Origin of the sequence: Algoriphagus boseongensis (assembly GCF_004362805.1) — a bacterium.
GTDB classification, from domain to species: domain Bacteria; phylum Bacteroidota; class Bacteroidia; order Cytophagales; family Cyclobacteriaceae; genus Algoriphagus; species Algoriphagus boseongensis.
In genome coordinates, this window is sequence record NZ_SNYF01000006.1 from 680,501 (window position 1) to 695,721 (window position 15,221).

At 40.6% G+C, this 15,221-nt stretch carries 13 protein-coding genes; 11 read left to right on the forward strand and 2 right to left on the reverse strand.

Going from position 1 to position 15,221, the window contains the following annotated elements; genetic code table 11:
• The first annotated feature begins 15 nt into the window (after positions 1–15).
• From DFQ04_RS10640 to DFQ04_RS10690, 11 genes are all read left to right on the forward strand, one after another.
• A complete protein-coding gene (locus tag DFQ04_RS10640) occupies positions 16–1,671 on the forward strand; it encodes a SusD/RagB family nutrient-binding outer membrane lipoprotein (RefSeq protein WP_133555608.1) in 1,656 nt (551 codons plus the stop codon).
• 19 nt (positions 1,672–1,690) lie between these two features.
• The gene (locus DFQ04_RS10645) at positions 1,691–2,620 is read left to right on the forward strand and encodes a hypothetical protein (RefSeq protein WP_133555610.1); all 930 of its coding nucleotides are present in this window, start codon (positions 1,691–1,693) and stop codon (positions 2,618–2,620) included.
• A gap of 141 nt (positions 2,621–2,761) precedes the next feature.
• Entirely contained in the window at positions 2,762–5,554 is a 2,793-nt protein-coding gene (locus tag DFQ04_RS10650) for a 2-oxoglutarate dehydrogenase E1 component (protein WP_133555612.1), read from the forward strand.
• A 94-nt stretch (positions 5,555–5,648) separates the two neighbouring features.
• Complete coding sequence (gene odhB / locus DFQ04_RS10655; protein WP_133555613.1) at positions 5,649–7,163, forward strand: 2-oxoglutarate dehydrogenase complex dihydrolipoyllysine-residue succinyltransferase; 1,515 nt, start codon at positions 5,649–5,651, stop codon at positions 7,161–7,163.
• A 152-nt stretch (positions 7,164–7,315) separates the two neighbouring features.
• Complete coding sequence (locus tag DFQ04_RS10660) at positions 7,316–7,624, forward strand: four helix bundle protein (protein ID WP_394345581.1); 309 nt, start codon at positions 7,316–7,318, stop codon at positions 7,622–7,624.
• Between the two features lie 51 nt (positions 7,625–7,675).
• Positions 7,676–9,073: a dihydrolipoyl dehydrogenase gene (lpdA, locus tag DFQ04_RS10665; protein WP_133555614.1), complete on the forward strand. Its 1,398-nt coding sequence runs from the start codon at positions 7,676–7,678 to the stop codon at positions 9,071–9,073.
• Between the two features lie 86 nt (positions 9,074–9,159).
• Positions 9,160–9,933 (forward strand): Rossmann-like and DUF2520 domain-containing protein, encoded by a 774-nt coding sequence (locus DFQ04_RS10670; protein WP_133555615.1) that lies wholly within the window; start codon positions 9,160–9,162, stop codon positions 9,931–9,933.
• Positions 9,934–10,111: 178 nt separating this feature from the next.
• Positions 10,112–10,756, forward strand: a complete 645-nt coding sequence (locus DFQ04_RS10675; protein WP_133555617.1) for a DUF2589 domain-containing protein — start codon at positions 10,112–10,114, stop codon at positions 10,754–10,756.
• Between the two features lie 37 nt (positions 10,757–10,793).
• Positions 10,794–11,954, forward strand: coding sequence for a hypothetical protein (locus DFQ04_RS10680; RefSeq protein WP_133555619.1), 1,161 nt, complete (start codon positions 10,794–10,796; stop codon positions 11,952–11,954).
• Between the two features lie 11 nt (positions 11,955–11,965).
• Positions 11,966–12,499: a DUF2589 domain-containing protein gene (locus tag DFQ04_RS10685; protein ID WP_133555621.1), complete on the forward strand. Its 534-nt coding sequence runs from the start codon at positions 11,966–11,968 to the stop codon at positions 12,497–12,499.
• Positions 12,500–12,817: a TFIIB-type zinc ribbon-containing protein gene (locus tag DFQ04_RS10690; protein ID WP_133555623.1), complete on the forward strand. Its 318-nt coding sequence runs from the start codon at positions 12,500–12,502 to the stop codon at positions 12,815–12,817.
• Here DFQ04_RS10690 and DFQ04_RS10695 read toward each other — a convergent pair whose 3' ends face one another.
• Together DFQ04_RS10695 and DFQ04_RS10700 are read right to left on the reverse strand one after the other, a co-directional pair.
• Positions 12,818–13,672, reverse strand: coding sequence for a pirin family protein (locus tag DFQ04_RS10695; RefSeq protein ID WP_133555625.1), 855 nt, complete (start codon positions 13,670–13,672; stop codon positions 12,818–12,820).
• A gap of 14 nt (positions 13,673–13,686) precedes the next feature.
• Positions 13,687–15,216 carry a carbon-nitrogen hydrolase family protein gene (locus DFQ04_RS10700; protein ID WP_133555628.1) on the reverse strand — a complete coding sequence of 510 codons (1,530 nt, stop codon included), beginning with the start codon at positions 15,214–15,216 and terminating at the stop codon, positions 13,687–13,689.
• Positions 15,217–15,221: the final 5 nt, after the last annotated feature.

The window sequence follows — 15,221 nt, forward strand, 5'->3', positions numbered from 1 at the left end:
AAACCAGAAATGACAATGAAAAGATTTATATATAGCGTGACACTAGCATCAACCATGCTTTTCGCCACGTCTTGTGAAGAAAAATTGGATGAGTTGTTGGAAAACCCAAATGCGGTTAACGCTTCAACTGCTAACCCTGATTTCTTGCTGAACAGTATTCAGTTGGGATATCAAGGATTGTGGTATGGTATTTCTGACGACGGTGCAAGATTGACTCGTCAAATCAACCAAGGTTCTGCCTTGTATGAATTGGCGTATACAGCACCAGCAACTAATGGTACTTGGTCTACTGCTTATGCGGGGATTTTGGCTGATATCGAGTTTTTAACTCCTCTCGCAGAAAAGGCTAATCTCCAGAGACATTTGGGTATCGCGAAGACCATCAAAGCAATGGTTTTATTTGATTTGGTAGATACTTTCGGTGATGTCCCTTATTCTGAAGCATTGGATGCTGCTAACTTTAATCCTAATGTGGATGATGATGCCGCTATCTATGAAGCAGCATTTAAATTGTTGGATGAGGCTACAACTCACTTTACTGCAACTGGTGCTGCAGGTACTCCAAATGATTATTTCTATGCTAGAAACTATACCCGTTGGGTAAAATTGGTTAACACCTTAAAGTTGAGATACTTCTTGACAAAGCGTTTGATCGATCCGGCTGGTTCTAGAACTGGAATTAATGCTTTGATTGCTGCTAACAACATGTTAGGTAATGGTGATGACTTTGTTTTCAGATTTGGTACTACCAATGCTGACCCAGATTCTCGTCATCCTAAATTTGCTGGTCAGTATACTTCAGGTGGTGGTGATTATCAGTCTACTTTCTTTATGCATCATTTGACTGTAGAGAAAGGTTTTGATGATCCACGCGTGAGATATTACATGTATCGTCAAAGATTGAGCAATACTACTAACGTTGATGAGCAAGAGTGTATTTCTCAAATTCCACCCCCTCATTATTTGGTTGGAGGATTCCCTTACTGTAATCCTGCCGGTAATAAAGGGTATTGGGGTAGAGATCATTTGGACCCAGATGGTATTCCACCAGATGGTTTGGCAAGAACTGCCTATGGAGTTTATCCTTCAGGTGGTAGATTTGATAATAACTCAGCTGCTCCAGTTAACAACCCACAGTTGGGTGGTAGAGGTCAAGGTATTCACCCAATCATGTTGGCTGCTTATGTAGACTTTATGTTGGCTGAAGCTGCCCTAACTCTTGGTACAACTGGCGATCCAAAAGCTTTGATGCTTTCTGGTATCAAAAAGCAGATCGACTTTGTTAGAGCTACTGCGTTGACTACTGCTGAGGCTTCAGTAATTACTGCTTTCGATCCAACTGATCAATTCAATAGATCAAGAGACAATTACCTAGCGTTTGTTGATGCTCGCTATACTGCAGCTGCTAACAATGATGCTAAGCTTAATGTAATCGCAACTGAATATTGGTTGGCTTTGTATGGTAATGGAAAAGAGTCTTTCAATTTGTATAGAAGAACTGGCAAGCCTGCTAAAATGCAGCCTGCTTTGGAAGAAAGACCAGGACCATTCATTAGATCTTTCTTGTATCCGAACAACTACACTGTGACGAACCTAAATGCAAGTCAGAAAGCAGATCTAGCGCAACAAGTGTTCTGGGATAATAATCCTGCATCACCTTGGATTTATTAACCAAAAAAAATTAGAAAACATGAAAATGCTAAAATATAGTTTCGGCTTGTTCGCAATGGCTCTTGTCTTTCTAAGCTCTTGTCGTGATACGATTGAACCAAACGTTCCATATACCACATTTGACAACGGTGCTTACTTAAGAACGATTGCCAGAACTAGTACGACATTCAACTTCTTCGATCTTGCAAGCTCTAAGTTTGCTTTGACCTTGGAAGCTGTAGATAAGGAAGATGGAGCAACTGTTCAAACAGTTGAAATCCGTGTTCGTCATAGAAGATTGATTCCAGGAGTCGGTTTGAAATACACTCCAGCTCAGGATGTTCTTGTTAAAACTCTTCAGTCTGCTGACTTTAAGCCAAATGATCAATCAAGATTCTTGAGAACTTCTTTTGAGGTTACAGCTGCGGAAGCAATTAAAGCTGTAGGTTTGACTAATGCAGATATTGATGGAGGCGACGTCTTTGAATTCAGACTTGTTTTGAATGACAAATTCGGTAGAAGATTCAGCTCTGATAACGTTACGACTAACGTAGCAGGTGCTCCATTCTATGCTTCTCCTTTCCAATATCCAGTGAACGTAGTTTGTCCATCTGATTTGGGTGGAACTTATACTTTCGATCATTTGGAGACTTTCTGCGGTAAGGTCTTCTCTGGAAGTACTACTTGGACCAAGCAGTCAAATGGTGTTTCTTACACTGTTTCTGATGGTACATTTGGATCTTGGCAGGCTTGCTATCCTGATACATGGGGTAGCGGTAACGTGAGAATCAATGATGCTTGTGGTAGACTTACCATGACAGGTACAGATAAGTATGGTGATAGCTATTCTATGACTGTACTTAGTGCAACTCCTCAGGTATTGACTTTCGAATGGGTTAATACTTACGGTGAGTTTGGTACTGTGGCTGTTAAGTCAAACGCCGGTAAGCCTTGGCCAGCACTTAAGTAATTAGATTTAAATTTCTATATAAAAGCAGTGTCTCAGGCACTGCTTTTTTTATTTCTTAAAATATATATTTGGAAAAGCAAATAAGCGGTTTTTTATTCCAAACATTTGGGCTTAGATTTGTCAACTTCTCAAATAAACGACATGGATAAGTTTACCTTCATTGCAAATGCTCATGTTTCCTATCTGGATGAGCTTTATGCATCTTACAAAAATGATCCTGCTTCAATAGACCCAAGTTGGAAAGAGTTTTTTGATGGGTTTGATTTTGCTCTAGCGAACTATGGGCAAGAAGAAAATGGAAATGGAACAGCAGCTTTAGCTTCAAAAGCTGCTCCTAAAAATGGAGCTTTGGCCACTCCGGGTACCATCATGGATATGGAGCAGCTGCCAAAAGAGATTAAAGTTCGTGCTTTGATCCATGCTCATCGTTCCAGAGCTCATTTAAGGTCAAAAACCAACCCAGTTAGAGAAAGAAGAGATCGAAAAGCATTAATTGATCCAGAAAACTTTGGCCTTGGTGCTGAAGATATGGATACGGTATTTCAGGCTGGCAATGAAATCGGGATTGGTAATGCAAAGCTTTCCGACATCATTTCTGCGCTGAAAACTATTTATGAGGGTCCAATGGGCTTTGAGTATCTCTATATCAGAGATCCTGAAATGTTGGATTGGTTTAAGACCAAAGTTGAAAAAGAAGCTTTAGCCTTTAATCCTTCTCATGAGGAGAAAAAGAGAATCCTTTTCAAGCTAAATCAGGCAGTAGTATTTGAGAACTTTTTGCACACCAAGTATTTAGGACAAAAACGCTTTTCCCTTGAAGGTGGGGAAAGTACTATTCCTTTTCTTGATGCAGTGATTTCAACTTCTGCTTCTAATGGGGTGGAGGAAGTTATGATTGGAATGGCTCATAGAGGTCGACTTAATGTTTTGGCAAACATTATGGGTAAAACTTATGAGCAGATTTTTTCTGAGTTTGAAGGTACTGCAAAGCCTGACCTTACTATGGGTGATGGCGATGTGAAATATCACATGGGCTACTCTTCTGATGTTATTACTCCGCAAGGGAATAAAGTTCATCTAAAATTAGCTCCAAATCCGTCTCACTTGGAGGCAGTGAATCCGGTTGTTGAAGGATTTATTAGAGCTAAAATCGATCATGTTCATAAAGGTAATGCTACCAAGGCTTTACCAATCCTGATCCATGGCGATGCTGCAGTTGCCGGACAGGGAATTGTTTACGAAGTAACCCAGATGGCTGGTCTCAAAGGCTATAATACTGGTGGTACAATCCATTTTGTGATCAATAATCAAGTTGGATTTACAACCGATTTTGATGATGCCAGGACGTCTATCTATTGTACTGATGTTGCTAAAATCATTGATGCTCCAGTGATCCACGTTAACGGAGATAACGCCGAAGCTGTGGTTTTTGCTGCTAAGCTTGCTGCTGAGTTCCGTCAGAAATTCAGCAAAGACATTTTCGTGGATATGGTTTGCTATAGAAGACATGGTCACAACGAATCTGACGAGCCTAAATTCACTCAGCCGGAGTTGTATAATATCATTTCCAAGCACCCTAACCCAAGGGAAATCTATGTCAAGCGATTGACTGAAAGAGGAGATATCGATGCGAAGATTGCTTCCCAAATGGATGAAGAATTCCGTCAATTGCTACAGGATAGATTAAACATGGTGAAGGAAAAACCTTTGCCTTATCAAGCCACTAAGTTTGAAACTGAATGGGCTAATTTGAGGAGATCAAAGCCGGAAGATTTTGAAAAATCTCCTGAGACCGCAATTGCAGCAGATTCAATTGAAATTGTGGCTGAGGCGCTTACTACGATTCCAAAAGGATTTAAGCCTATTAAGCAAATAGAAGTTCAGATGAAGCAAAGACGAGATATGTTCTTTGAATCAAAGGAACTGAACTGGGCTGCAGCTGAGCTTTTGGCTTATGGCTCTTTACTTTTGGAAGGGAAAACAGTTAGAATTACTGGACAGGACGTGCAAAGAGGAACCTTCTCTCACAGACATGCTGTAATTCATGATGCAAATTCCAACAAACCTTATAATTCCCTCAAGGAAATGAAGGAAAGAAAGGGGCAATTCCATATTTACAATTCTCTTCTTTCTGAATATGCAGTATTGGGCTTTGAATATGGATACGCAATGGCAAATCCAAATTCATTGACTATTTGGGAAGGTCAATTCGGTGACTTTGCCAATGGTGCACAAACCATGATTGACCAATTCATCTCTTCAGGAGAATCCAAATGGCAAAAAATGAACGGTATCGTTATGCTTTTGCCTCATGGATACGAAGGACAAGGCCCAGAGCATTCCAATGCCAGACCTGAGCGCTTCCTCCAGCTTTCTGCGGAATACAATATGGTAGTAGCAAACATTACTGAGCCGTCCAATTTCTTCCATCTTCTTAGAAGACAATTGACTTGGGAATTCAGGAAGCCTTGCGTCGTGATGTCTCCAAAATCTCTTCTAAGACATCCAAAGGTTGTGTCCCCATTGTCTGAATTTACTTCAGGGCATTTTAGGGAAGTTCTTCCGGACACTACTGTCAACGCCAAGGATGTAAAACGAGTAATCCTTTGTACTGGTAAAGTTTATTATGACTTGGAAGAGGCTCGAGAAAAGGATAAAATCAAGAATATAGCGATTGTAAGAGTTGAACAACTTCATCCTCTTCCTAAAAACCAGATCCTGGCGGAGTTGGCTAAATATAAAGGAGCAGAAGTGGTTTGGGTACAGGAAGAACCTGAAAATATGGGCTACTGGAATTACTTGTTGAGATTGTTATACAAGGAAATACCAATGGATATCATCGCAAGAAAGTCTAGTGCTTCTCCTGCTACGGGTTATAACAAAGTCCATGTTGAAGAACAAAAGGCTATTGTTTCCAAAGCACTAAAACTCTAACAATTCTGTTTATCAGCAACCTAGCTGAAAACTTTATTCAATAAAATATTCATCATCACCATCCTTTGGTTTAGAAAGGGAAAATAGTAAGACCATGAGCAAAGAAATGAGAGTACCTACAGTAGGCGAATCTATTTCAGAAGTAACTGTAGGGCAATGGTTTAAAAAAGACGGAGATCTAGTTCAGTTGGACGAAGTCCTTTGCGAATTAGAATCCGATAAAGCCACTTTTGAGTTTCCATCTGAGGCTGCTGGAATTTTGAGAATCAAAGCTCAAGAAGGTGATACAGTGGAAATCGGGGGATTGATCTGTGTCATTGAAGAATCTGCTACCGCAGAAAAACCAGCAGCAGAAAGTAAACCTTCTGCACCTTCAGCTAAACCTGCTTCTACTGGAGAGGTGAAAGACATGATTGTTCCAACGGTTGGAGAATCAATCACTGAAGTTACTCTAGCCAATTGGATTAAGAAGGATGGAGATTTTGTAACCTTGGATGAAATCATTGCAGAAGTTGATTCCGATAAGGCAACTTTTGAACTGCCTGCAGAAGCTACAGGGATCTTGAGACATGTGGCTAAAGAAGGTGATGTGCTAGAAATAGGCGGCTTAATCTGTAAAATTGAAGTTACAGATGCCGCTCCAGCTTCTGAAGCACCTGCAAAAACTGAATCTCCAGCTGCTGCTCCTGCTTCAGGATCTTCTAACTATGCTTCTGGACACGCCTCTCCTGCGGCTTCAAAAATTTTAGCAGAAAAAGGAATCTCTGCTTCAGCTGTTTCAGGTAGTGGCAAGGATGGTAGAATCACAAAAGAAGATGCAATCAGCGCTCAAAAACCAGCACCAGCTCCGCAAAATGCCCCAGCACCAGCTCCTAAGGCTGCCGAAGCAGCACCAATTGTTCCTGGCTCCAGAAATGTGAGAAGAGAAAAAATGTCTTCACTAAGAAAGACTGTTTCTCGTCGCTTGGTAGCGGTGAAAAATGAAACTGCCATGTTGACCACATTTAATGAGGTGAACATGAAACCTATCATGGATCTTCGGTCTAAGTTCAAAGATCAATTCAAAGAGAAGCATGGAGTAGGATTAGGATTTATGTCCTTTTTTACCAAGGCAGTTTGTGTGGCCCTTCAAGAATGGCCTGCTGTCAATGCCATGATTGACGGAAATGAGATCGTTTACAATGATTTCTGTGATATTTCAATTGCTGTTTCTGCACCAAAGGGATTAGTAGTTCCTGTAATAAGAAATGCCGAAAACATGAGTTTTGATCAAATTGAAAAGGAAATTGTAAGATTGGCTGGAAAAGCAAGAGACAATAAGCTTTCGATTGAAGAGATGACTGGTGGAACATTTACCATCACCAATGGTGGAGTATTTGGTTCCATGATGTCAACTCCGATTATCAATGCTCCTCAGTCTGCGATTTTAGGTATGCACAATATTGTCGAAAGACCAGTTGCTGAAAATGGACAAGTGGTTATACGTCCGATGATGTATGTGGCACTTTCCTATGATCACAGAATTATCGATGGTAGAGAATCTGTTAGTTTTCTGGTAAGAGTGAAGCAATTGCTTGAAGATCCGACCAGGTTGTTGTTTGGAGTATAATACTTTGTACGAAGTGCCAAGTACTATGTACAAAGTATTGATATATAGTGAATAAGGAAGAATTGGGTTAATTTGAGGAGACTATTTTTAACCTAAATCCTTTTCTTATGAATCGCTACTAAGAATTACTTGTTTGGCAAAAGTCCATTGACTTGGCAGTTGAGGTTTATCAACTAACCGAAAAGCTTCCTAAGGAGGAAAAATTTGGATTAATAAGTCAAATAAATAGAAGTGTGATTTCAATCCCTTCGAATATTGCGGAAGGAGCAGGGAGAAATACTTCGAAAGAGTTCAATAATTTCTTGGGAATTGCCCAAGGTTCTTCATTTGAATTAGATACTCAATTGATAATCTCAAATCGGTTGAACTTCATTTCCAATGAAGACTATCAAAGGCTTGAAATGCAACTTGAACATATCCAGAATATGGTTGCCAAGCTTAAAAAAAGTCTAAATGTTTAACTTCCGGATACTTGGTACATTGTACTTGGTACCTGGTACAAAGCAAATAAAATGTACGACGTCATAGTAATAGGTTCTGGTCCTGGAGGGTATGTGGCAGCTATTCGATGCGCCCAATTGGGAATGAAAACCGCAATTATTGAGAAATATTCAACCCTTGGAGGAACTTGCCTAAATGTGGGATGTATTCCTTCTAAGGCTTTGTTAGATTCCTCAGAGCATTACCATAATGCCGCTCATACCTTCAGTACTCACGGCATCGAGCTAAAGAACCTTAAGGTGAATCTTGGCCAAATGATCTCCAGAAAGGATGATGTGGTAAAGCAAAATGTGGATGGAATTCAATTCTTGATGAAGAAGAACAAAATTGATGTTCACCAAGGATTGGGTTCTTTCGTCGATGCGCATACTATTAAGGTTTCTAAAGAGGACGGAACCTCTTCTGAGATTCATGGGAAAAATATCATTATCGCTACAGGTTCTAAGCCTTCTTCCTTGCCATTTATCAAATTGGATAAGGATAGAATCATCACCTCTACTGAAGCTTTGAAATTGAAGGAAATTCCAAAGCACCTGGTAGTTATTGGCGGTGGGGTAATCGGTTTGGAATTGGGTTCTGTTTATGCACGCCTTGGTTCCAAAGTTTCTGTGATTGAGTTCATGGATTCTATTATTCCTACTATGGATCGTACCATGGGCAAGGAGTTGCAGAAGTCATTGAAAAAAATCGGTTTTGAGTTTTACCTCAAGCATAAAGTGACCTCCGTTGAAAATACTGGTAAGGAGGTCTCTGTAAAAGCGGACAATGGTAAAGGAGAAGTGGTAGAGATCAAAGGAGACTATGTATTAGTTTCTATCGGAAGAAGACCGTATACAGACGGACTAAATGCCGAAGCAGCTGGTGTAAAGCTTACCGATCGAGGGCAAATCGAAGTAAATGATCATTTGCAGACTTCAGTTTCTCATATTTATGCGATAGGTGACGTAGTTAAAGGTGCCATGCTTGCCCACAAAGCTGAGGAGGAAGGGGTTTTTGTAGCTGAAACTCTTGCTGGTCAAAAACCACATATCAATTACAATTTGATTCCCGGAGTAGTATATACTTGGCCAGAAGTGGCATCAGTAGGATATACCGAAGAGCAATTGAAGGAAAAAGGAATCAAGTATAAAGCTGGAAAGTTTCCATTTATGGCGTCTGGCCGAGCCAGAGCTTCTATGGATACGGATGGATTGGTAAAAGTATTGGCAGATGCTGAAACTGACGAAATCTTAGGCGTTCATATGATTGGTCCTCGAACTGCAGATATGATTGCTGAGGCAGTTGTAGCTATGGAATACAGGGCCTCAGCTGAGGATATTGCAAGAATGTCCCATGCGCACCCAACCTACACGGAGGCATTTAAGGAAGCTTGCTTGGCGGCGACAGATAATCGAGCGCTTCATATTTGATTCTGAAAAAACGAATAATTTTCCAAAGCTACTCTTAGATACTAAGAGTGGCTTTTTCTTTTCTTTAAAATTGGTTTATTTCCCTTATGAAGTTCAAAATCGCCATTTTGGGAGCTGGGAATGTAGCCTGGAATCTTGCACCAGCCTTAGAAGATGCTGGTCATGAAATCACCGAAGTTTATTCCAGGGATATTAGAAAAGCAAAGGAGATCACGGAAAGGCTTTATGCTACCGACCCGACGGATGATCTTGATTTTTCCGAGAGTAAAGCGCAGATTTTCATTTTGGCCATAAAGGATTCGGCCATTTCGGAAGTTGCTGACGAAGTCATTTTGCCTGAAGGAAGTATTCTAGTCCATACTTCAGGTGCCGTGCCATTGGATATTTTGGGATATAGCTCAGCAAGCTATACGGGGATTTTTTATCCCTTGCAATCTTTTACCAAAGGCAAGAAAATGGAAATGGATGAGGTTCCCTTTCTCTTGGAGTCTGAAGATGAAGAGACTTTACAAAAGCTTAAAAAGCTAGCAAAAAGTCTTTCCCCGATGATTTATACTGTCAGGTCAAAAGATAGAAAGGCAATTCACGTGGCGGCAGTTTTCGCGAGTAATTTTACAAACCACATGATTCGAATTGCTGAGGAAATCATGCGTCGACAAGGTTTAGACTTTGAAATGCTCAAGCCTCTAATCATCGAAACGATTTCCAAAAGTCTTCAACTCGGGGCAAAGAAAGCGCAGACCGGACCTGCAATTCGTGAGGATTATGAAACTTTGGAGGACCACCACAGATTTTTAAATTACAATGAGGAGCTCGCAGAAATCTATAGACTAATCTCCCAAGACATCATTGACTCTTAATTTTTTCCTCCTATTAAATATGCTTTAGTAAAGAAAAAATTGCATAATTTTTTTCTATTATACTTTCTATTTTATTTTAAAGTGTTTATATTCAATACGTTGTGATTCAAAATCCAGCTTAGGATTTAGTTCGTCTTTTTGAAATTCATTTTTCTTTACACTATAAACAATTTTCATTATGAGTTATGTAAATCGAACCCTACGGTCCTTGCCATTCGGGAGAATTATAGGAGGACCAATGATCGCCGCAATTCAAGCTCAAGCTTTGGCGGCAAAGTCCACGGTCAACTTTATTAAGGAAGTTGGCTTTAAGTCTGCGCCTGAAGAACAAGATGGGAATCAGGACGAGGATATGGGAGATGTTAGAAACGTCACCTTTAAGTATAAAAGAAAAACTGCCGGTGGAAGTACCAATTCAAATGAGCCTGGAGAAGAGGAAGTTTCCTTGACGGTACCGATTTTGACCATCGTTCCAATTCCTTACATCCGTATTGAGGAAATGACCATTCAGTTTACCGCAAATATCACAGAACAGCAGGAATACAAAAGTGCTAGTGCTAGTAGCGGCAGTGTGGCCACGGATACCTCTATGAATTTTAAGGCAGGTGGATTTTTGTCTCCGGTGAAGTTTAACCTAAATGCTAAAATATCTACCAAGAATAATTGGAGTAGCAGTACCAGCAACAAGGTGAATACCTCAACTCAATATACTATTGATATTCAGGTAAAAGCTGTTCAGGATGAAATGCCTGCGGGATTAGCTAAGGTTCTTAATATTATGGAATCCGCAATTCTCGAGAAACCAGCTGCCGGTGGTTCTTAATTAATGTTTTTTCTTTTTTCTACTTAATCAACCCGCTATGAGCCAGTTGAATCAAATCATTGCGTCTTTACTAAGCGATATCAATGAGGCTAAGTCCAAGGCTGATGAATCCTCAAGGAATCTTGCCCAAAGCTATGCAGCCGATGATATCTTAAGGTATTTCCCTGTACCAAAAATCGGGATTCAAAACCTTGAAATTGAGCTGAAATACGCAATTGAAGCAGTAGAAGAGAAGCCTGTTCAAAGCAGTCAGTCCCAACAAAGGCTGACTGCCTTAATGGACTCCTTTTCAGGTCAAATTGCTAAGGAGATCCGGTCAGAGGTGGCAAAAGTCACTCAATCCACCGAGATCTATAAAAAATTGGGATCTGATTATCCTTCCTCCTCTTGGGAGGTAAATCTTTCAAATGTTCTGAAAGAATCTCTTTCGAAGTTAAACCGATTGGAAGAAGACCCTGGGAAGTCGATTCGTCTTGCAGAAGACTCTATGATAAAGTCAACTGCTGATTTTTTCCCGGTAGTTTACAAATCTGAATCTATTGGAATTATTCCCACTGATTCCGGTAATTATCAAATTGTCGGATTGGATACTAATGGGAAAGTTGATTTTTCAATAAATAAGGTCTATGCTACCGATAGAGAAGCTCTTTCAGATGCCAAAGTCTTGACTTCTGCAATATCTGCCAAGAAAATCGAAGTAGTAGAAGCAAAAAGAGATGTTGCATCCAAACTTGACTTGGCAAAACTTAAAGCAGGGAATCAGGAATTTTCCATAGAGATTGAAAGTCAGAAAGTAGGAGCAGTCCAACCTAAAGTGTTTTTTGAAAATGCATTTAAGGAAAAAAATGTAGTCCTGAATGCTCCAATCCGCACAGTGCCTACTTGGGTTTCAGGAAGACCGAGTTTATCCGGTGTCGGCGGTGCTAATCGTCCGACTGCTCCAGAACCTGCAGCTAATTTGAAGGAAGATTTGACCCTGAAGCAGATTTCAGATGCGGTAATCAAGAAGAAGCTTCCTGAATTGGAATTGGCGGTATCCAAAATTTTAGATGAAAATAAAATTACCACGCTAAAAATTGCCGTGGAAGCCGATAAACTCAAGCAGCTTAAGCCTGAAAATATGGCTACAATCAAATTCACCCTTACCGGAAATGATTTTACGTTACTGGATGATGAGGGTCAACAATCCATTATTTAATCTTTTTGACTATGATATCACCAAAATTTATTTCCGACCTACTTGGAGCTCCCATGGCGGCAGTGATTCAGGCTGAGGCCATTGCAGCCAGAGCCACAGCTGATTTTATTAAGGAAGTGGGATTTACCAAGGAAACAGATGCTGCTGATCCAGATTTTGGCTCAATTAAGAATATCTCATTTACCTATAATCGAGTAAATGCCGATGGTACTTCTCAGATGGCTTCTATCACAGTACCGCTTTTGACAATTGTACCTATTCCGACTTTACGGGTAGCTGAAGCTGAAATTGAATTGGATATCGCCCTGACTCAACCTGATCAAAATTCCAGTGGGGGTGGGCAGAGTTCGTCTACAAAAGCTTTCGCTTTAGATAAACCGCTTCGATTGAAAGGTCTCTTTGCGAAAAAGCCTAGTGGAACTTCTCCCGCTACAGGGAATTCGATTACCGGAAATATGAATGTGAAAATCAAATTGGCCCAAGCCGAACCTACCATAGGAATGGTCCAGTTGATTTCGATTTTGGATAACGCAAAGAAAGAATAGATGAGCTGGTTTCAGAATTTAAAAAGCTGGTTTTTATCGTGGTTTGGCAGTCCTTCAACTCAACCTCAAAAAGCTTCTGTAGAACCGACGCCCGCAGTGGAAATTTCCAGGCAGCCTGGATTAAACTGTCCGGAATGTTCCACCCGTTTAGTGGTAAGTATCCAAAATCTGGTAAACTTGGATCCTGTGATGTGTCCTAATTGCGGATTGGAACTAATGATCGATGTGGAAAAGTCCCAATCTGCAATAGATTCTTTACGAAAATTGCAATCTGGCTTGGATGAAGCCTCACGAGTTAAGGAGAATTCCGGATATTAATCAGCCTTTCCAACTTCCAAACTTACCAGCCTGATAATCTTCATAGGCTTCGTAAATCTGCTTTTGGGTATTCATTACAAATGGACCTTGAGCTACCATTGGTTCATTAAATGGTTTTGCAAATCCCAGGATTAGAACGGAATCTTCAAGAGCTTCAACAGAAATTTTGCTTCCGGAATTTGAGAATTCTACCAGATTTCTGAACCTGATTTCCTCCCCATTTACCTTGAGTTCGCCTCTTACAATGTAGAAGAATACATTTTCTTCTTCAGGGATTTCAACCTCAATTTTTCCTCCTTTTTCTAGGTAATATGTCCCCATATTCAAAGGAAACTGTCCCAGAAACGCTCCTTTGGTTCCATGACTTTCACCAAAGAGTTGCTGAACTTTGACTTTCTCTCCATCCAATTCAAAGCTTGGAATTTCCTCTTTCTGGAGCCCCACATATTGAGGAGCAACCATTTTTTTAGAAGCTGGAAGATTCAGCCAAAGCTGAAGAATTTCGAGATCCCCGCCCTTCTTTTTGAATTGTGAGCTGGATACTTCCGCGTGGATTAATCCCCTTCCAGCGGTCATGTATTGCACACCACCCGGTCCGATCACCGACTCATGTCCGGAGGAATCCTTGTGCATAATGTCTCCTTCAAGGATAAAGGTGATGGTCTCCATCCCTCGATGTGGATGGGGGCCAAAGGGTAGCCCATGATTATGCTCAGGATAGGTCTGAAATCCGTGATGATTCAAAAATATAAATGGATCAATCTGCTGTAAGCTTCTTGTTGGTAGTGGACTATAGGTTACCAGGTCTGCAATGGGTCTATATTCAGCCTTGTGAATTCTCTTGATGGACTTCATTTTTGGTGATGAGGTTAGTCTTTTTTTCTCAATTCGAATAGATCTTTTCTGCGATCCTTCAAATTTCTAACACTTCCAAATTCATTTAGTTCGCGCAAAAGTGAAAGATCCACATCAGCAATTAAGGTCATCTCGGTATTCGGTGTGGCTTCAGCTTTGATTCCGTTACTAGGGAAAGGAAAATCACAAGGTGTAATCACCATAGATTGGGCATATTGCATATCCATGTTGTGTACCTTAGGTAGATTTCCCACGCTACCCGACATGGCTACATAGCATTCATTTTCAATTGCTCGGGCCATTGCACAATGTCTCACCCTTGAATACCCATTTTGTGTATCTGTCAGGAATGGGATAAATAGAATATCCATACCCTGCTCGGCCAAAATTCTTGACAATTCCGGAAATTCAGCGTCATAGCAAATCAATACCCCAATTTTCCCGCAATCCGTGTCAAATGCCCGAAGTTGATTACCTCCTTGCATTCCCCAAACTCGGGATTCAAGAGGGGTAATGTGCAGTTTCTCGTATTGCTCAACAGTTCCGTCTCTTTTGCAAAGGTATCCCACGTTGTACAACTTCCCATTAATGATCTTAGGCATAGAGCCTGTGATGATGTTGATGTTGTAGGAGATTGAAAGGCGAGCAAACCGGTCTCGGATTTCATCGGTGTATTTTGCCAATCCCCTCACGGCATCAGCTTCAGAGAGATGATTAAATTCAGCCATCAGTGGAGCATTGAAAAGCTCCGGGAACAGCGCAAAATCAGAACGATACCCCGAAACAGCGTCAATAAAATACTCTGCCTGCTGCATCAGCTCATCCAGATTTTCATAAAGTCTCATTTGCCATTGAACCAATCCAAGTCTTACAATTGACTTTGTCGATAAGGCCTTTTTGGTGGGTTTTTGATAATACACATTGTTCCATTCCAGCATCACAGCAAACTCACCAGAGGCTTTATCTCCCTGGAGATAGTTGGTTAGAATTCTTGCTGGATGAAAATCATTGGCCAATTGGAAGTTGAGAACCGGATCGTAGATTTTCTTTTGGCGAACCTGCTCCAAATATTCCTTCGGAGTAAACTCCTCTGCATAGCGATGATAATTGGGTATCCTGCCTCCAAAAACTATCCCTTTGAGATTTAATTTTTCACAAAGTTCTTTTCTATAGTCATACAATCTTCTTCCCAGCCTTAATCCACGAAATTCCGGTTTGATAAAAACATCAATTCCGTACAGCAAATCGCCTTCATTGGAATGGGAATCAAAGGTGAAATTCTCGGTAATATCTAAGTAGGTATGTTCACCTTCCAGTTTGTCTTCATGGACAATAATAGACAAAGCACATCCTGCCAATTGGCCGTTAACCTTAAGTGCAACTTGCCCTTCAGGGAATTTGGAAATTAGCGTATCAATATGGGATTCCTTCCAATAAGCATCCGGCATGCTTCTGTAGGAGGAAATCATCGCCTCTTTTAATTCTTGGTAATCGGATAGTTTTAGGTATTCTAAATGGATAGAATCTATCTTAATCTCACTCATAAAAA